The organism is Streptomyces sp. NPDC006332 (assembly GCF_040612855.1).
In the GTDB taxonomy this organism is placed as follows: Bacteria; Actinomycetota; Actinomycetes; order Streptomycetales; family Streptomycetaceae; genus Streptomyces.
On the sequence record NZ_JBEXRA010000006.1, the window covers coordinates 192,668 to 210,265 of the forward strand.

The 17,598-nt window shown below is 71.3% G+C and carries 15 protein-coding genes and 1 pseudogene; 2 read left to right on the forward strand and 14 right to left on the reverse strand.

Translation table 11 applies throughout. From position 1 onward, the window contains the following. Window positions 1–58: 58 nt before the first annotated feature. The 6 genes and pseudogenes from ABZ027_RS08435 to bldG form a co-directional block, all read right to left on the reverse strand. A pseudogene (locus tag ABZ027_RS08435) lies at window positions 59–253 on the reverse strand (hypothetical protein); the annotation flags it as partial. A 552-nt stretch (window positions 254–805) separates the two neighbouring features. Further along, on the reverse strand, window positions 806–2,344 hold the full coding sequence (locus ABZ027_RS08440) for a class I SAM-dependent methyltransferase (RefSeq protein ID WP_356765712.1): 1,539 nt from the start codon (window positions 2,342–2,344) through the stop codon (window positions 806–808). A 66-nt stretch (window positions 2,345–2,410) separates the two neighbouring features. Beyond that, window positions 2,411–3,001 (reverse strand): small secreted protein, encoded by a 591-nt coding sequence (locus ABZ027_RS08445; RefSeq protein WP_356765714.1) that lies wholly within the window; start codon window positions 2,999–3,001, stop codon window positions 2,411–2,413. Between the two features lie 195 nt (window positions 3,002–3,196). Beyond that, window positions 3,197–5,602 (reverse strand): sodium-translocating pyrophosphatase, encoded by a 2,406-nt coding sequence (locus ABZ027_RS08450; RefSeq protein WP_356765716.1) that lies wholly within the window; start codon window positions 5,600–5,602, stop codon window positions 3,197–3,199. Window positions 5,603–5,878: 276 nt separating this feature from the next. Further along, the gene (locus ABZ027_RS08455; RefSeq protein ID WP_356765718.1) at window positions 5,879–6,310 is read right to left on the reverse strand and encodes an ATP-binding protein; all 432 of its coding nucleotides are present in this window, start codon (window positions 6,308–6,310) and stop codon (window positions 5,879–5,881) included. 119 nt (window positions 6,311–6,429) lie between these two features. Continuing rightward, the gene (bldG, locus tag ABZ027_RS08460; protein ID WP_006132569.1) at window positions 6,430–6,771 is read right to left on the reverse strand and encodes an anti-sigma factor antagonist BldG; all 342 of its coding nucleotides are present in this window, start codon (window positions 6,769–6,771) and stop codon (window positions 6,430–6,432) included. An 82-nt stretch (window positions 6,772–6,853) separates the two neighbouring features. Between bldG and ABZ027_RS08465 the strand changes: the two genes are divergently transcribed. Further along, the gene (locus ABZ027_RS08465; RefSeq protein WP_356765720.1) at window positions 6,854–9,379 is read left to right on the forward strand and encodes a DEAD/DEAH box helicase; all 2,526 of its coding nucleotides are present in this window, start codon (window positions 6,854–6,856) and stop codon (window positions 9,377–9,379) included. On the opposite strand, the gene ABZ027_RS08470 is transcribed toward ABZ027_RS08465, so the two are convergent. The 7 genes from ABZ027_RS08470 to ssd form a co-directional block, all read right to left on the reverse strand. Beyond that, window positions 9,273–9,827 carry an Rv3654c family TadE-like protein gene (locus ABZ027_RS08470; RefSeq protein WP_356765773.1) on the reverse strand — a complete coding sequence of 185 codons (555 nt, stop codon included), beginning with the start codon at window positions 9,825–9,827 and terminating at the stop codon, window positions 9,273–9,275. The two genes, ABZ027_RS08465 and ABZ027_RS08470, sit on opposite strands and share 107 nt — an antisense overlap. A gap of 83 nt (window positions 9,828–9,910) precedes the next feature. Continuing rightward, complete coding sequence (locus ABZ027_RS08475) at window positions 9,911–10,276, reverse strand: TadE family type IV pilus minor pilin (protein ID WP_356765722.1); 366 nt, start codon at window positions 10,274–10,276, stop codon at window positions 9,911–9,913. Beyond that, window positions 10,263–10,472 (reverse strand): DUF4244 domain-containing protein, encoded by a 210-nt coding sequence (locus tag ABZ027_RS08480; protein ID WP_356765775.1) that lies wholly within the window; start codon window positions 10,470–10,472, stop codon window positions 10,263–10,265. The genes ABZ027_RS08475 and ABZ027_RS08480 overlap by 14 nt, the downstream gene beginning before the upstream one ends. Before the next feature lie 130 nt (window positions 10,473–10,602). Further along, window positions 10,603–11,400, reverse strand: coding sequence for a type II secretion system F family protein (locus ABZ027_RS08485; RefSeq protein ID WP_356765724.1), 798 nt, complete (start codon window positions 11,398–11,400; stop codon window positions 10,603–10,605). Continuing rightward, window positions 11,397–12,263 carry a type II secretion system F family protein gene (locus ABZ027_RS08490; RefSeq protein WP_356765726.1) on the reverse strand — a complete coding sequence of 289 codons (867 nt, stop codon included), beginning with the start codon at window positions 12,261–12,263 and terminating at the stop codon, window positions 11,397–11,399. Before ABZ027_RS08490 ends, ABZ027_RS08485 begins: the two co-directional genes overlap by 4 nt. Then, window positions 12,256–13,452 carry a TadA family conjugal transfer-associated ATPase gene (locus ABZ027_RS08495; RefSeq protein WP_356765777.1) on the reverse strand — a complete coding sequence of 399 codons (1,197 nt, stop codon included), beginning with the start codon at window positions 13,450–13,452 and terminating at the stop codon, window positions 12,256–12,258. Before ABZ027_RS08495 ends, ABZ027_RS08490 begins: the two co-directional genes overlap by 8 nt. 323 nt (window positions 13,453–13,775) lie before the next feature. Beyond that, window positions 13,776–14,888, reverse strand: coding sequence for a septum site-determining protein Ssd (ssd, locus tag ABZ027_RS08500; protein WP_356765728.1), 1,113 nt, complete (start codon window positions 14,886–14,888; stop codon window positions 13,776–13,778). A 640-nt stretch (window positions 14,889–15,528) separates the two neighbouring features. Between ssd and ABZ027_RS08505 the strand changes: the two genes are divergently transcribed. After that, window positions 15,529–16,362 (forward strand): HAD family hydrolase, encoded by an 834-nt coding sequence (locus ABZ027_RS08505; RefSeq protein ID WP_356765730.1) that lies wholly within the window; start codon window positions 15,529–15,531, stop codon window positions 16,360–16,362. Between the two features lie 352 nt (window positions 16,363–16,714). Here the strand turns inward: ABZ027_RS08505 and ABZ027_RS08510 are convergent, their stop codons facing one another. Next, entirely contained in the window at window positions 16,715–17,545 is an 831-nt protein-coding gene (locus ABZ027_RS08510) for an oxidoreductase (protein ID WP_356765732.1), read from the reverse strand. Between the last annotated feature and the right edge of the window lie 53 nt (window positions 17,546–17,598).

Below are 17,598 nucleotides of genomic sequence, written 5' to 3' on the forward strand. Positions count from 1 at the left end.
GACCTATCCGGAGGGTGATCCCCCAATTACTGGTGCCGCCGTGGCAACGGGGCGTTCGCACCTGGGTGAAGCACCACGTTCCGAGGGCGAGCGCGAGCAGGCCGACGACGCTCGCGAGGGTCGCCGATGCGACCGGACTCACACCGTGGGCGACCGGTTCCCGAAGGCGCACCCGGGTCGCGGTCCACACCAGCAGCCCGCCTCCGAACAGGGCGAACACCGTTCCGACGAAGATCGCCGGTCCGCTCTCCATGGCCACCCGGTGCCCCTTTCTCAGTCCACGCGTGTCCAGCCCGTGGAGGCTGACACGCGTGGACGGCGCACAGGCGAACCCCGGGTGAACGCGGGGTCGACACGGCTGCGGGCGCTCTTGGCGTCCCGCCGCTCGCGGGGGGCTGTGAAGCGCAGAAGGGGCGCGGTATAAATTTCTGCCGCGCTCCTGCCGCGCTCCTGCCGCGCTCCTGTCGCGCTCCTGTCGCGCTCGTGCCGCATACCCGCGGCGTCCTGCCACGTCCTGCCATGCTCCGGCCGCTTTCCTGCCGATTTCCTGCCGTCGGGGGCTGCCGTCGGGGGGCGACTCCCCCCGCTCGGACGCCCCGGATCCGGCGCCCAGGTCGGCTCGAAAAGGTCGCCGCGCGGCTTCGTCATCGCGGCCGCACGCATCGTCGCGATGCCGGAGCCCTCAGATGTGATGTGCCGCGGGTGAGTCAGGTGCGAGGGGCGACGGGTGGGTCACGTGTGACGGGCCAGGGGTGGATCCGTCTGACGCGCCCCGGACAGGTCCCGTCCGGCCCGCCACAGCAGGTCACGCCGGTTCGATGAACCCCTGTTCCACCAGCAGCCGGATCTGGGCCGGCGTGCGGTCACGCAGCAACACCGGGTCCTCGCCGACCAGTTGGGCGATCGCGTCCAGGATGCGGCCCGCGCTCAACGAGCCGTCGCACACACCCGCGAAGCCCGCGCCGACCGTGTCGACCTTGGTGGCCCGGCGCATCCCACGGTTCTGCCGCAGCACGACATGCTCGGGATCCTCGGCGCCGGGCAGCCCGACCTGCTCCTGGACGATCTCCGTGGTCAGCTTGAAATGGCCCGCGAGCAGGGCCGCGTCGTCGTGCGCCCGCAGGTAGTCGAGACGGCCGAAGTGTGCCCGGACCGTGTCGCCGAGCGGCTGCTCGACCGGGTGCGGCCACTCCTCGACGGTGATCGAGGGCACGGGCGCCCCGGTCTTGCGCAGGCTGATCCAGCCGAAGCCGACGGCCTTCACCTTGCGCGCCTCGAACTCGTCCAGCCAGGCGTCGTACCGCGCCTGGTACTCGGCCGGGTCACCGCGGTGGTCACCGGCGTCCCTGAGCCACAACTCGGCGTACTGCGTGACGTCCTGCACCTCGCGCTGCACCACCCAGGCGTCACATCCGCGCGGCACCCACGACCTGATCCTGTCCTGCCAGTCCTCCCCCTCGACGTGCTGCCAGTTTGCGAGGAACTGCGCGAAACCGCCCTCCCGCAGTCGTTCCCCCGCCCCCTGAACGAGCGAGCGGCACAGATCGTCCCCGCCCATGGCACCGTCCCGGTACGTGAGCCGGGCGCCCGGCGAGATCACAAAGGGCGGGTTGGAGACGATCAGGTCGAAGGTCTCGTCGTCCCGGACCGGCTCGAACAGTGAGCCCTCGCGCAGATCGGCGGCGGGCGCCCCGGACAGGGCCAGCGTGAGCGCGGTGATGTGCAGCGCGCGCGGGTTGAGGTCGGTCGCCGTCACCCGCGTCGCGTGCTGGGCGGCGTGCAGCGCCTGGATCCCGGAGCCGGTGCCGAGATCGAGGGCGGCGTGCACGGGCGTACGGACCGTGATGCCCGCGAGGGTCGTGGACGCGCCGCCCACGCCGAGGACGACGCCTTCGTCCTTGCTGCCGATGCCGCCCGCCCCGCCGACCGCGCATCCCAGGTCGGACACGATGAACCAGTCCTCGCCGGCGGGTCCGCCGTACGGCCGTACGTCCACGGCCGCGGCGAGGTCACCCCCAAGAGCGTCCTCGCGGCCCCCGCCGACACGGACCAGCCACCCGCTCTCCAGGCAGGCCTCGACGGGGAGCACGGCGCCCACGCGCGCGTGGGGCACGGGCTGCTGCAACAGGAACAGCCGTACGAGCGTCTCCAGTGGCGTGTCCCCGCGTGTCGCGCGGAGCGCGGGCACGGTCTCGCTGCGGGCCAGCGCCGCGTACGCGGGGGCGCCGAGCAGTTCGAGCAGGCCGTCGGCGGTGAAGGAGGCCCCTAGCAGGGCTTCCCGCAGCCGGGCGGTGACATCGGGGCGGTCGGACGCGGGCAGGGCGGGCAGGCCGGAGATACTCACGCCCCCATTGTGACCCTGGGCGCCCGCGGATCTCAGCTCGTCGCGCCCCGCGGACGCCGGTGCGCGTCAGCCCGTGGTCGCCGAAGCCGGGGAGGGCGCCGACTTGCAGCTCTGCTGCTCGGCCATCGCCTGGCCGACGTCGCCCTCCTCAAGGGTCTTCAGCGCGTCGTTCCCGCTCTTGCTGAGTTTGGCCAGCTCGGTCGCGATGTCCTTGAGGCCGTCCGCGAACTTCGCCTGGTCCTTGGTGTCGAGCTCGGCGACCTGCTTCTGCAGGTCCCCGTACGACGTGGAGGTGTCGTTGAGTTCCTTGACCGCGTCCTGCTGCTTCTTCTGGCCGTTGTCGACGTCCGGCGGCCCGGCCTTGGTCACGGCGGCCCCGATCGCCTTGTAGGCGTCCGACATGTCCTGGAAGGCCTGGGCGTCGGTCTTCTGGACGTCTGCCGGCGTGCTGTTGTCCGAGGTCTGCTTCTGGATCGCGGCGTTGGCGGCCTCGATCTTCTTGGCCTGCGGCTGTACGGCGTCGCAGACCTCCTTCGCCCAGGAGTTCAGCTTGTCGTTGCCGTCGTCGCTGCTGCATCCCGACAGAGCGAGCACCAGTACCGCACCGCCGGACAGTGCGGCCGCGAGCTTCTTGTTCACCGGATTGGTCCCTTCCATGGCTCTCGGCCCCGGAACATACACGCCAAGTGGCCGACACCCATATACCGAACATCCTTTATGACCGTTATTTAGTCATTTGCACCGGCGAGAGAAGGCTCACGGGAAGGGCGCGCGCCCGCTCAAAGGGCGGGCGGGCGGCACGTCAACACGCGCCGCCCGCCCGCCCTTTGAGCTGGGACTGATCAGGTCCGGCTACGAAACCACCGCCGGATCAGCCGACTTGGGCGACTCATCGGCGTTGTCTTCGTCACCCATGGCGATCCCACGCCGCTTGGAGACGTAGACCGAGCCCGCGATCACCACGAACGCCACGATCGCGATCGCGATCCGTACGCCGACGTTCTCGTCGTCGCCGTAGCTGAACTTGATGACCGCGGGCGCGATGAGCAGCGCGACCAGGTTCATCACCTTCAACAAAGGGTTGATCGCCGGTCCGGCGGTGTCCTTGAAGGGGTCACCGACCGTGTCGCCGATCACCGTCGCGGCATGGGCCTCGCTGCCCTTGCCGCCGTGGTGGCCGTCCTCGACGAGTTTCTTTGCGTTGTCCCAGGCCCCGCCGGAGTTGGCGAGGAACACCGCCATCAGCGTGCCCGCGCCGATCGCTCCGGCGAGGAACGACCCCAGGGCGCCGATCCCAAGCGTGAACCCGATGAAGATCGGCGCCAGCACGGCGAGCAGCCCGGGCGTGGCGAGCTCGCGCAGGGCGTCCTTGGTGCAGATGTCGACGACCTTGCCGTACTCCGGCTCCTCGCTGTAGTCCATGATCCCGGGATGGTCTCGGAACTGCCGCCGCACCTCGTAGACCACGGAACCCGCCGACCGCGACACGGCGTTGATGGCGAGCCCGGAGAAGAGGAAGACGACCGCCGCGCCCGCGATGAGACCGACGAGGTTGTTGGGCTGGGAGATGTCCATCATCAGGCTCATCGGCGCACCGTCACCGGACAGTTTCTCGCCCACCTCCTGCGCGCCGGTGGTGATCGCGTCGCGGTACGACCCGAAGAGCGCCGACGCCGCCAGGACGGCGGTGGCGATGGCGATCCCCTTGGTGATGGCCTTGGTGGTGTTGCCGACCGCGTCCAGGTTGGTGAGCACCTGGGCGCCCGCGCCCTCGACGTCGCCGGACATCTCGGCGATGCCCTGCGCGTTGTCGGAGACGGGCCCGAAGGTGTCCATCGCGACGATCACGCCGACCGTGGTGAGCAGGCCGGTGCCGGCCAGCGCCACCGCGAACAGCGCCAGCATGATGGACGTGCCGCCCAGGAGGAACGCCCCGTAGACGCCGAGGCCGATCAGCAGGGCGGTGTAGACGGCCGACTCCAGGCCGACGGAGATTCCGGCGAGGACGACCGTGGCCGGGCCGGTGAGCGATGACTTGCCGATGTCCTTGACCGGACGGCGGTTGGTCTCGGTGAAGTAGCCCGTCAGCTGCTGGATCACGGCCGCGAGCAGGATGCCGACCGCCACCGCGACCAGGGCGAGGACCCGCGGGTCGCCGTCCCGGCCCAGGATGGCCTTGTCGGTGACGCCGTCCAGGTCGGAGTACTTCCCGGGGAGATAGACGAAGACGGCCACCGCCACCAGCACCAGCGAGATCACCGCGGAGATGAAGAACCCGCGGTTGATCGCGGACATGCCGCTGCGGTCGGCTCGGCGCGGGGCGACCGCGAAGATGCCGATCATCGCCGTGATCACGCCGATCGCGGGGACGAGCAGCGGGAAGCCGAGTCCGGCGTCGCCGAAGGCCGCCTTGCCCAGGATCAGCGCGGCGACCAGCGTCACGGCGTACGACTCGAAGAGGTCCGCCGCCATGCCCGCGCAGTCGCCGACGTTGTCGCCCACGTTGTCGGCGATGGTCGCGGCATTGCGCGGATCGTCCTCCGGAATGCCCTGCTCCACCTTGCCGACCAGGTCGGCGCCGACGTCGGCGGCCTTGGTGAAGATGCCTCCGCCGACCCTCATGAACATCGCGATGAGTGCCGCGCCGAGACCGAAGCCCTCGAGGACCTTCGGCGCGTCGGCCGCGTACACCAGCACCACGCAGGAGGCGCCCAGCAGCCCGAGCCCCACCGTGAACATGCCGACGACGCCGCCGGTACGGAAAGCGATCTTCATGGCTTTGTGCGAGACGGCGGTGAGATCCTTTTCCGGTTCACCCACCGCCGGGGTCGCCTCGCGTGCGGCGGCGGCCACCCGCACATTGCTCCGTACGGCGAGCCACATGCCGATATAGCCGGTGGCGGCCGAGAAACCCGCGCCGATCAAGAAGAACACCGACCGTCCGGCGCGCTGATTCCAGTCGTCCGCGGGCAGCAGCATGAGCAGGAAGAACACGACGACGGCGAATACGCCGAGCGTGCGCAACTGCCGGGCCAGATAGGCGTTCGCTCCTTCCTGGATCGCCGTCGCGATCTTCTTCATGCTTTCGGTGCCCTCACCCGCAGCGAGTACCTGGCGTACCAGGACGCCCGCCACCACGAGGGCGGCCAGGGCCACAACGCCGATGATCGACACCATGACCCGGTTGCCGTCGGTCAGAACCGCCACCGCGAGGGCTGTGGAGTGGTTCAGCTGATCTGGGGAAGAAAGCCCCGCCATTCGTCCTCCTTGACGCTGGGGCTGAGCTCAAGATGTGGACGGATTCTAGAGATCTGTTCCTGATCAAAACAGTACGCGGTAAACGGAATCTGCCACAGGCCGCCGACACGCGGTAACCCCTCGAAAGCATTTTCATCAGATTCAATGATCAGAAATTGATCGTGAATTCTTTCACGAATTCAAAACGCTCTTGGAAAACAACCGAGGGGCCCTGCTCAGCAGGGCCCCTCGGTGTGATTCGGGGTGCGTCAGTGACGTCGGCTGACGTCTGTGGCGTCAGGGAAGCACCGCGACGGAAGGTGTGCTCGGCCACGTCATACGGATGGCCCCGCCGTGCTCGCCGGCGGTGACCTCCACGTCGTCGACCAGGCCGCTGATGACCGCGAGACCCATCTCGTCCTCGTCGGCCTCGGCGTCGTCACCGGCACTGCCGGGTGCCCGGTCGCCGGGGGCGTGCCGCGGTGCCTCGTCGCCGACCTCGATGGAGAACTGTTTCTCCTCCTCGATCAGCAGCACCTGCACCGGCGCCGTGATGCCGCCGTTCTGGTGCAGTCCTACGGCACGGGAACAGGCCTCGCCGACCGCGAGTCTGACCTCGTCGAGAACGGCCTCGTCCACTCCGGCCCTGCGCGCCACCGCTGCCGCCACCAGCCGGGCGGTCCTGACGTGCTCGGGCAGCGCACTGAAGCGGAGTTCAACGGTGGCCATGCATCCCCCTCGGAACTACGGGCGTGCGGTGGGGGGACCGGGCGATGGAGAGCCCGGACCCCTCGTTCAACGTCGGCCGTGCCGGGCGGGGACCCTTCGAGTCCCGCCCGGACCGGTCGTCAGTCGGTCGCCGCAACCGCTTCCTCGACCGAGGTGTGGATCGGGAACACCTTGGTGAGGCCGGTGATACGGAAAATCTTCAGAATGCGCTCCTGGTTGCAGACCAGGCGCAGCGAGCCCTCATGGGCGCGCACCCGCTTCAGGCCGCCGACCAGCACGCCGAGACCGGTGGAGTCGAGGAAGTCCACGCCCTCCATGTCGACGACAAGGTGGAAACTGCCGTCATTCACCAGCTCGACCAACTGCTCGCGCAGCTTGGGCGCGGTATATACGTCGATTTCGCCACCGACCCTGACGATCGTGCGATCGCCGACGGTTTCGGTCGACAGGGACAGGTCCACGGATCCTCCAGCACCTTGCTATCGAGCGGTCGCCCCTCGGGACACCTCGGCTTGAAGCCCCCAGGACGGTTCGCCAGCCGCGATGGCATTCAATCACTTACCGGCAGGCGTGCACGACGCCTTGGTCCCATTGTCCGTCACGCCAGTGACACACTCGGTCCCGATGGCCAAGAATCACCGATCCGATCGCCCCTCGGCCCGGCCCGCCGCCCGGCCCTCGCCGGGCACCATCCTGGACCGGCTGGCCGCGGGGCCGAGCCGGACTTCGCGCATCACTCATACGGAGCACTTGCCCCCACGTGAGGGCCGCCATGCGCTCTGGCCGGACCGGATCCGCTCCGAGGTCATCGCCGCCGTGCGGGCCTGTGGAATCGAACACCCCTGGGCCCATCAGGCGGCCGCCGCCGAGCACGCCCTGGACGGCGAATCGGTGGTCGTCGCCACCGGCACGGCATCCGGCAAGTCCCTGGCGTATCTGGTCCCGGTCCTCTCGACGCTCCTGGACGGCTCCGAGGCACCGAACGGCCGCGGCGCCACCGCCCTCTACCTGGCTCCCACGAAGGCACTCGCGGCGGATCAGTGCCGCTCCGTGAAGGAATTTTCACAATCTCTGGGCCATTCGGTACGTCCCGCGGTGTACGACGGCGACACGCCGGTGGAAGAACGCGAATGGGTGCGCCAGTACGGGAACTACGTCCTGACCAACCCGGACATGCTGCATCGCGGCATCCTCCCGTCCCACCCCCGCTGGTCCTCCTTCCTGCGTGCCCTGAAGTACGTCGTGATCGACGAGTGCCACACCTACCGCGGTGTGTTCGGCTCGCACGTCGCCCAGGTGCTGCGCCGCCTGCGCCGTCTGTGCGCCCGCTACGGAGCCTCTCCCGTGTTCCTGCTGGCTTCCGCGACGGCCGCGGAGCCCTCGGAGGCCGCGGGGCGCCTGACCGGCCTCCGGGTGGTCGAGGTCGCCGACGACGCCTCCCCCCGCGGTGAACTGGTGTTCGCCCTCTGGGAGCCGCCGCTCACCGAGATGCAGGGCGAGAAGGGCGCGCCGGTCCGCCGCACGGCCACCGCCGAGACGGCCGACCTGCTGACCGACCTCACCGTGCAGGGCGTGCGCTCGGTCGCCTTCGTACGCTCCCGGCGCGGCGCCGAGCTGATCTCGGTGATCGCCCAGGAACGCCTCGCCGAGGTCGACCGCTCCCTGGCCCGGCGTGTCGCGGCGTACCGCGGCGGCTACCTCCCCGAGGAGCGCCGCGCCCTCGAGCAGGCACTGCACTCCGGCGAACTCCTCGGCCTCGCCGCGACGACCGCGCTGGAACTCGGCATCGACGTCTCGGGCCTCGACGCCGTCCTGATCGCCGGCTATCCGGGCACCCGCGCCTCGCTGTGGCAGCAGGCGGGCCGCGCCGGCCGCTCCGGCCAGGGCGCCCTCGCCGTCCTGATCGCCCGCGACGACCCGCTGGACACCTTCCTCGTCCACCATCCCGAGGCCCTCTTCGACCAGCCCGTGGAGTCCACGGTCCTCGACCCCGACAACCCGTACGTACTGGCCCCGCACCTGTGCGCGGCCGCCGCCGAACTGCCTTTGACAGAAGACGACTTGGAGTTGTTCGGTCCGGCGTGCGAGGAGCTGCTCCCCCAGCTGGAGGCCGCGAAGCTGCTGCGCCGCCGCACGAAGGCCTGGCACTGGACCCGCCGGGAGCGGGCCGCCGACCTCACCGACATCCGCGGGGAGGGCGGCCGGCCGGTCCAGGTCGTCGAGGCCGGCACAGGCCGCCTGCTGGGTACGGTCGACGAGGGCGCCGCGCACTCGACGGTGCACGAGGGCGCGGTCCACCTGCATCAGGGCCGCACCTACCTGGTGCGCTCCCTCGACCTTGAGGACTCGGTCGCCCTGGTCGAGCAGGCCAGCCCCACGTACGCCACGGTCGCCCGCGACACCACGGCCATCTCCGTCCTGGAGACCGACGTCGAGATCCCGTGGGGCGACGGCCGCCTGTGCCTCGGCTCCGTCGAGGTCACCAACCAAGTGGTCTCCTTCCTGCGTCGACGGCTCATCACCGGTGAAGTGCTGGGCGAGACGAAGCTCGACCTCCCTCCTCGTACGCTGCGCACCCGCGCGGTGTGGTGGACGGTCACCGAGGACCAGTTGGACGAGGCCCGGATCAGTCCGGAGATCCTCGGCGGCGCCCTGCACGCCGCCGAGCACGCGTCGATCGGCATGCTGCCCCTCTTCGCCACCTGCGACCGCTGGGACATCGGCGGCGTGTCCATCCCGCTGCACCCCGACACGTTGCTGCCGACCGTCTTCGTCTACGACGGCCATCCCGGCGGCGCGGGCTTCGCGGAGCGCGCCTTCCACACCGCCCGGGCCTGGCTCACCGCGACCCACCAGGCCATCGCCTCCTGCGAGTGCGAGGCCGGCTGCCCGTCCTGCATCCAGTCCCCCAAGTGCGGCAACGGCAACGACCCACTGCACAAGAGGGGGGCGGTACGGCTGCTCACGGTGCTGCTGCGGGGGGCGCCGGTGGAGCAGACGGGAGAGGCGGAGGCGGGGCCAGGGCCGGGACCCGATCAGGGCCCGGATCAAAGACAGGAACAGGCATAGGACCATGCACAGGCACAGGCTGCGCAGGGGGCTCCGGCAAGGCCGACACAGGCCCCTGCCCCTGCCCCTGCCCAGACTCCGCCTCCGCCTCCGCGGGCCCCGCCCGCGCCCTGACCTCCGCCGCGAACGGCCCCCGTCCCGATACCGCCGACACGTCGGAGATCTCGCCCACGAGCACGCACCTCACCAGCCGGGCACTCTGCGCCCGAGCCACGCGGTCCGCCCGGGCGCAGGCCGCCGTACCGCCGTCCGCCCAGTGGTCCGCCGCCGCGAGGGCCGCGAGATCGGCACCGCCGGCCGCGCGATGCCGGGCCACGACGGCCTGCCCCATCGCCAGCACCACCCCGACCACCACACACAGCACGGCGATCGCGGCGACGCTCCACACGGTGGCGGAGCCTCGATCCCGGCCCCCACCTCGACCGACCGCACGCAGGACGGTCACCAGCCGGACGGACACGAGCCGGGCGGGCACGAGCCGGGCAGTCAAGTGCCTGACTGCTTCTCGCACGCGGCCCGAGCGGGCGGCGCTCACCTCCCCTCCCCCACGGTGTCCTCCACCGACGCCACGGCCTCCTCCCGGACTTCGAAGGGCAGGCCGTGCAGTGCTGGTGGCCTCGCCACGACCGCGACACGGACCTGATCGCCCTCCCGAGTGACCGTGACCTTCGCGTCGCGCGGCGCCACCCCTCGGGCCACTTCGACGACCGCGTCGGCCGAGTCCTGACGAGCCGCCGCGCGAGCACCCGTCCGTGCCGCGTCCACGCACTGGATCTGCGCGGCGACGGACAGCAGCACCCACACCAACGCCATCGCGAACATCACCAGCACCGGAAGCACCACGGCCGCCTCCGCCGTGACGAACCCCCTGTCCGCCCCTCGTTCACATCTGCGCATTGAGGGCCCGCTTCACGATGCCCTGCAACTCCGCACTGACCTCTCCGCTGGAGACCACCTTGTAGAGGACCACCGCGAACGCCACCGCTGCGACGATTCCCATCGCGTACTCCGAGGTGACCATTCCCGCGTCCCTCCGCGCCGTCCGCGCCCTGGACACCAGGACACGCATCCGCGCCCGTACCGCCTTGCACATTCCAACCGCGTACATCTCAACCCCCGTGAGGATCAGTTCCGTTGCTTGTCAGTTCCGTTGATTACCTGCTGTTCGGCGCCGACTGACCGACGTGTGTCAGCGGCTGCCTGTCACCACGCTCGGCATCCCCTCATCCACCACCCCCTCCCAGCGCCCCGCCCGCCAGCCCGATCACCACGGGCAGGACTCCGACCGTGATGAACGCGGGGAGGAAGCACAGCCCCACCGGCGCGGTGACCATCACGGCCGCGCGTCTGGCCCGTGCCGTCGCGGTGCGCGTCCAGTCGGCGCGGGCGTCGGCGGCGAGTCTGGCGACGGGTGCGGCGGCCGGCAGCCCGCAGACGTCGGCCCGTTCCAGCAGCCGAGCCAGCGCCCCCGCGCCCGGTGTCGCGGCGAGCCGTCGCCAGGCCTCGCCCGGTTCACCGCCGAGCCGTACCTCCGCCGCACCGCGCGCCAGGGATTCCCCGACCGGGCCGCCGAGAGCCTCACCGACGGCCTGCGCCGCGATCACCGGCCCGGCGCCCGCCGCGATGCAGGCCGCCAACAGGTCAGCGGCGAGCGGCAGTTGTCGAGCCGCTTCACGAGCGTCGCCGTCCGCCCCGCCGGCCGCGGCGACAGCCGCCTGCCGAAGACGCCACCGCCACAGTCCCGCCCCGACAGCCAGCCCGATCACGGCGCCCGCGACGCCGCCGACCAACACCCACACGGCACCCGCCACACCTGTCACGGGAAGCCACCGTCGCGCGGACTCCCGCACGTCGACGCGCGATCCGACGGACGCGGTTTTCCCCGTCTCGGGCAACACCGCGGCCAGCCGCCGCCGTACCGCCCGCTCGCGCCGCACCACCCCCGCCCACCGTGCCAGCCAGACGAGAGCGAGCACCGCCCCCACCAGTACCCCCAGGCTGTGGACAACTTCCGCACTCACGTCGCCTCCGCCCCTCGTACGATCCGCGTCGCCCACCACATCCCCACGCCCTCCAGCACCGCACCGACCAGCAGGCAGCCCAGGCCGGGCCCGGTGTGCAGCAGTACGTGGAGCGGGTCGGCCCCGAGGGCGGTGCCGAGGAGGAGACCCAGGGCCGGCAGGCCCGCGAGCATCACCGCTGTCGACCGGGCGCCCGCCAACTGGGCGCGCAGGTCGGCGCGTTGGTCCCGGTCGGCACGCAACGCGCCTTCGAGCCGGTCGAGTCCGTCCGCGAGGCCCGCCCCCTGGTTCACGGCCACCCGCCAGCACGCGGCGAGTCCACGCAGCCCCTCGGCGCCCGGCTGCCGCGCCGCCGTCGCGAGGGCGCCCGGGACGTCCCCGCCGAACCTCGCCGCCGCCAGTACCGCAGCCTGTGCGCCGCCGATCCCACCGGAGTCGTGGGCGGCCCGCAGCAACGCCTCGCCCGGTTGCCGGCCCGAGCGGACCTCCCCGGCCAGCGCCCCGCACAGTGCGATCACCGCGTCCCCCCGGAGCTCCCGCGTCCGCCTCGCCTCCCGGGCCAGCCGCAGCCGCCTCAGCAACGGCACCCCGGCCACTCCCGCGACCACCGGCAACACCGAGGCGCCCAGCAACGACAGCACCAGTCCGACGACCGCCGACCACCATTCGGCCCGCAGCCGCTCACGGATCCGCCGCAGCTCACCCACGAGGTTCCGCCACGCGGACGGCCCGACGCCGCCCGCTTCGCCGCCGATGAGCAGCAACCGCGCCCGCCGCGCCCCGGAGTGCCGTTCCCCCATCAGCCAGACAGCCGCCCCGACACACACCGCGGCCACCACCACCGACATCTCCGCCTCACCCATCCCGCTCACCACGCCGCCCCTCGCCGAAGGACTCGGTACGAAGCAGCCCCCGTAGGCGCGCCCAGCCCCGCTCGTACGCGAACGCCTCCGCGCCCCACCTCAGCGCCGGCACCGTCCGCACCAGCCCCGACGTGTCCCGCTCCAACACGTGCACCTCGGCGATCCGTCGCCGTCCGGCCCGGTCGCGGACGAGATGCAGCACGACCGCCAGGGCGGCCGCCACCTGACTGTGCAGGGCGGACCGGTCGAGGCCCGCGGCCGTGCCGAGCGCTTCCAGCCGGGCCGGCACGTCAGCCGCCGCGTTGGCGTGCACAGTTCCACAGCCGCCCTCGTGACCCGTGTTCAACGCGGCCAGCAGATGCACCACTTCGGGCCCGCGCACCTCGCCCACGACCAGCCGGTCCGGCCGCATCCGCAACGCCTGCCGCACCAGGTCCTGGAGGGTGACGAGCCCGGCGCCCTCCTGGTTGGCGGGTCTGCTCTCCAGCCGTACGACGTGTGGATGCTCCGGCTTGAGCTCCGCGGAGTCCTCGGCGAGCACGATCCGCTCGTCCGGCCCGACCAGCCCCAGCAGCGCGCTCAGCAACGTCGTCTTGCCGCTGCCCGTACCACCGCTGATCAGGAAGGACAGCCGTGCGTCGATCAATGCGCGCAGCACCCGGTCACCACCCGGCGGCACCGTGCCCGCCGCCACCAACTCGTCGAGCGTGAAGGCCCGCGGCCGTACGACCCGCAGGGACAGACAGGCACAGCCGACGGCCACTGGCGGGAGTACCGCGTGCAGCCGGGTCCCGTCCGGAAGCCGGGCGTCCACCCAGGGCCGTGCGTCGTCGAGCCGACGTCCGGCCACCGCGGCCAGGCGCTGCGCCAGCCGTCGTACGGCGGCGGGGTCCGGGAAGGAGACGGCGGTCAGTTCCAGCCCGCCGCCCCGGTCCACCCAGACCCGGTCCGGTGCGGACACCAGCACGTCGGTCACGGACGGATCGGCGAGCAGCGGATCCAGCGGGCCGCTGCCGATCAGCTCGGACCGCAACTGCTCCGCCGCGCCGAGAACTTCGGCGTCCCCGAGCACCCGCCCCTGTTCGCGCAACGCCTGCGCCACGCGCGCGGGTGTCGGTTCTCCCCCGCTCTCGGCGAGCCACTGCCGGACACCGTCGAGCAGCCCCGGCGTCGTCCCCGCACCAGGCACCGGCACGAAGGCGGCGCCACCGGACGACCAACCCCGCGAAGGCCCGGCCCCAGCGCTCCATCCCTCGCCCGCGACCACCCCACTCGCCACGCCCATGCCCCGCTCCCCGATCGCTCCGATTGCTCCGGCCCCTCGGTTCCCTCCACCCCCTCGGCCCTGCTCGAAGCCCTCAACGCCCTCAAACGCCCCAGAGCCCTCAGCGCCCCCAAAGCCCTCAAAGCCCCCAGGCCCCCCGAACTCCCCAGGCCTGCCGAACTCCCCAATCGCACCGACCGCCCCGACCACTCCGCCCCGCTCCCCCCGCCACACCCCGGCATTCGCGCTCACGCCGCCCTCACCTCCAGCAACGCCCGCTCCCAGAACTCCTTGCAGAAGCGGGCGAGTGGCCCTCGGCCGGCCGCGCCCGGCGGTGTCCGACCTCCGTGGGGACGCAGCAGCGCGGACTCCACGGGCACCTCGCCGGCCAGCGGCAGCCCCAGGAGTCGGGCCACCTCACGGTCGTCGAGTCCGGGTGCGTACGGGCCGCGTACCGCCACCCGCAGGTCGCGCAGGACCATGCCGACGGCGGACGCCATCCGGCCGGCCGCCGCGACCGCGCGCAGTTCGGCCGGGACCACGAGGAGTCCCACGTCGAGCTGGGCGAGGACCTCGGCGACCGAGTTGTCCATCCGGCGGGGCAGATCGACGACGACCGTGCCGCCCCGGCGTCGGGCCGCGGCCAGCACCGCCCGGACCGCCTGGGGCGGGACGGCGACGCAGTCACCGCGGTCCCAGCTGAGCACCCGCAGCGAGTGCAGTTCGGGCAGTGACTCCTCCAGGGCGCCACCGCCGACCCTCCCGCGCGAGGCGGCGAAGGCGGGCCAGCGCAGCCCCCCGGCCGTCTCGCCGCCGAGGAGGACGTCGAGCCCGCCGCCGAGCGGATCGGCGTCCACGAGGAGGGTGCGCAGCCCTTCGCGTGCGGAGGTCACGGCGAGGGCGCAGGCGAGTGTGGACGCTCCCGCCCCGCCTCGGCCGCCGATGACACCGACGGTGAGGGCGGGCCGGCCGACGCCTTCGGCCACGTCGGCGATGCGGTCGACCAGCCACTGTTCACCGTCGGGCAGCATCAGGACGTGGTCGGCGCCGATCTCGACGGCCCGCCGCCAGACCCCGGGGTCGTCCTGGTCGCGACCGACCAGCACCACTCCGTTTCTGCGGGTGGCCCCGCGCACCCGCCGTACGGCGTCGTCGCCGACCAGGACGAGCGGCGCGGACTCCCAGCCGCCTCTGCGCTCCGGTACCCCGTGATGGACATCGGGCGTGACCCCGGCCGCCGCGCACAGGCGCAACAGGTCGTCGAGCAGATCGGTGTCCTCCGTGACGATCAACGGTTTGCCAGGCCGCCCTCCGGCGGCGGACGGTGGTTCGTGTGTGACGGCTGCGGTCACGGTCCTCATCCCCCTTCGCTGCGTCTCCCGCGGCCCAAGGGCCCCGGGGTGCGCCTCTGTTCGGGGCCCCGCGGCCCCGCGATCGGTCTGACGCGCGGCCCCTGTGGCCCCGCGATTCCTGACCATGTGAAGAACCGGCAACCGGTCTCCATATGAACGGCCGATACGAACCGGCCAAAACCCGCCCGCCTAACCGGAACCAACCTCATGAAGTCGTCGCGAGCGGGACGCGTCGGAATCACGGTGCAGCGATCCCGGAAATCGTGTGGATCTTGGTCGATAACTGTGGACAACTCGACGGTTGTGAATATCGCCGCCACCCGTACCGGTGACCCCTGTACCACCCCCTGTGCGACTTCCGCAGAGCAGCGAATCTGCTACGCACAGTGACCGATCATGGGCATGCAGAAGAGGCGGCCGCAGCCGCCCCGGTCCGGCCTCGCGGCCGTGCACAGAAGAGAAAAACCCACCCGGACATGCGACGACCCCCGCCGGGGGGGAGAGCGGGGGTCGCCTTCACGGCCGACTCGGGGGGGGAGGAGCCGGACCGCGTTAGCACGGTCGCGAACGATCCGTGACTTCCATGGTGTACCCGAGAGCCTTCCCAGGCAAACCAACGCGCCCACCTTACGCCGAATGGGCTGCGCCTATGCTCGGGGTTGTGGAAAACCACTCCTTGCCCCGCACAGCGGCCTTCTTTGACCTGGACAAGACGGTCATTGCGAAGTCGAGCACGCTCACCTTCAGCAAGTCGTTCTACCAAGGCGGACTGATCAACCGCAGGGCCGCCCTGCGCACCGCCTATGCCCAGTTCGTCTTCCTCGTGGGCGGTATGGACCACGACCAGATGGAACGCACCCGCGAGTATCTGTCCGCGCTGGTGCGCGGCTGGAACGTCCAGCAGGTCAAGGAGATCGTCGCCGAGACCCTGCACGACCTCATCGACCCGATCATCTACGACGAGGCCGCCTCCCTGATCGAGGAGCACCACACGGCCGGCCGGGACGTCGTGATCGTGTCCACGTCGGGCACCGAGGTGGTCGAGCCGATCGGTGAACTGCTCGGCGCGGACCGCGTGGTGGCGACCCGCATGGTGGTGGGCGACGACGGCTGCTTCACCGGCGAGGTGGAGTACTACGCGTACGGCCCGACGAAGGCCGAGGCGGTCAAGGAGCTGGCCGAGTCGGAGGGGTACGACCTCGACCGCTGCTACGCCTACAGCGACTCGGCGACCGACCTGCCGATGCTGGAGGCGGTCGGCCACCCCCACGCGGTGAACCCGGACCGTGCGCTGCGCCGCGAAGCACTGGCGCGCGAGTGGCCGATTCTGGATTTCCACCGGCCGGTCCGGCTCAAGCAGCGGTTCCCCGCGTTCTCCGTACCGCCCCGCCCGGCTCTGGTCGCGGTCGCCGCGATAGGTGCCGCGGCTGCCACCGCGGGACTCGTCTGGTACGCGAACCGGCGCCGCGCGGCTCCGGCCTGAGCGCGCGGGCGTGCACATTCGTGCCCAATTGACGGGTCTTTCGACCTAAGAGTAAAGAACCACAGTCGGGGCTTCCGCTTGCTCCGGCCCAGGAGTACAAAGAAGTTAACGGCCCGCGAGACCAAGGACATCCGAGAGGATCACCTTCACACACGCACATGGCCCCACGGACCGAGCATGGACACCGAGCACCCACGCGACGTCGACCCGTCGATTACGGGCCAGCCACACCAGGTGACGGGCAAAGTTCCCGACCTGATGGGCACTACATCGAGGACGCTTGGTAACCCGGTGAACATGCCAGCGGCGGTACGAACTCTCGTACCGCCGCAACCCTTTTCCGGGACTCTCCCTACGCCGCCCCGCGTTGCAGTGCCTCGCACACCGCCGTCGACTCACGCGCGCCCAGCTCGATCGACCGGCCGCAGTGGGCGATCCAGGCGGCCATGCCCTCCGGAGTTCCGGAGACATAGCCGTCGAGCGCCGCCACGTAGGAGGCGCGCCCCAGTTCGGCGTGACCCACCTCCGCCGGACACACCGATTTGGGGTCCAGTCCACTGCCGACCAGGACGATGCGCTCGGCCGCGCGGGCAACCAGACCGTTGTGCGAGGTGAAGGGCCTGAGCGCGAGGAGTTCACCGTGCACGACGGCGGCCGTGACCAGCGCGGGGGCCGAACCGCCCGCGATGATCAGCTCGGCGAGCCCCTCCAGACGGCCGGAGACCTCCGCCGCACTCGGCGGCGGCAGCTCGATGAGCGGCTCGTCGACCGGCTCACCCTCCTGCCGCGGACGCCCGACCTCGTCCTCGTCGCCCTTGGCCGCGGCCGCCACCAGGTGCAGCCGGGCCAGCACCCGCAGCGGCGACTGCCGCCAGATGGACAGCAGCTGACCCGCCTCGGCGGTCAGCCGCAGGGCCGCGCCCACGACGCGCGCCTCGTCGTCACCACTGAAGTCGGTGCGCCGACGCACCTCTTCGAGGGCCCAGTCCGCGCCGGACAGCGCCGCCGAACCGCGGGCTCCTCGCAGGGCCGCCTCGGAGGTGACTGCATTGCTGCGGCGCCGCATGACCCGGTGTCCGTAGACCCGGTCCACGGACTTGCGCACGGATTCCACGGATTCGTCCACACCGGGCAGCGAGCCCAGGGCCGCGAGCGGATCGGCGGCCGCGCCTGTCGTACTCATAAGTACGACCCTACGCATCCCAGCCTCACACGCCACGAATGAGTGGTCTTCTT

Bases quoted from the DNA above. Each gene is read 5' to 3' on its own strand.
- ABZ027_RS08445 (WP_356765714.1), bottom strand. From the start codon at position 3,001: ATGGAAGGGACCAATCCGGTGAACAAGAAGCTCGCGGCCGCACTGTCC.
- ABZ027_RS08450 (WP_356765716.1), bottom strand. From the start codon at position 5,602: ATGGCGGGGCTTTCTTCCCCAGATCAGCTGAACCACTCCACAGCCCTC.
- ABZ027_RS08455 (WP_356765718.1), bottom strand. From the start codon at position 6,310: ATGGCCACCGTTGAACTCCGCTTCAGTGCGCTGCCCGAGCACGTCAGG.
- ABZ027_RS08465 (WP_356765720.1), top strand. From the start codon at position 6,854: ATGGCATTCAATCACTTACCGGCAGGCGTGCACGACGCCTTGGTCCCA.
- ABZ027_RS08475 (WP_356765722.1), bottom strand. From the start codon at position 10,276: ATGCGCAGATGTGAACGAGGGGCGGACAGGGGGTTCGTCACGGCGGAG.
- ABZ027_RS08480 (WP_356765775.1), bottom strand. From the start codon at position 10,472: ATGTGCAAGGCGGTACGGGCGCGGATGCGTGTCCTGGTGTCCAGGGCG.
- ABZ027_RS08490 (WP_356765726.1), bottom strand. From the start codon at position 12,263: ATGGGTGAGGCGGAGATGTCGGTGGTGGTGGCCGCGGTGTGTGTCGGG.
- ssd (WP_356765728.1), bottom strand. From the start codon at position 14,888: ATGAGGACCGTGACCGCAGCCGTCACACACGAACCACCGTCCGCCGCC.
- ABZ027_RS08505 (WP_356765730.1), top strand. From the start codon at position 15,529: ATGCTCGGGGTTGTGGAAAACCACTCCTTGCCCCGCACAGCGGCCTTC.
- ABZ027_RS08510 (WP_356765732.1), bottom strand. From the start codon at position 17,545: ATGAGTACGACAGGCGCGGCCGCCGATCCGCTCGCGGCCCTGGGCTCG.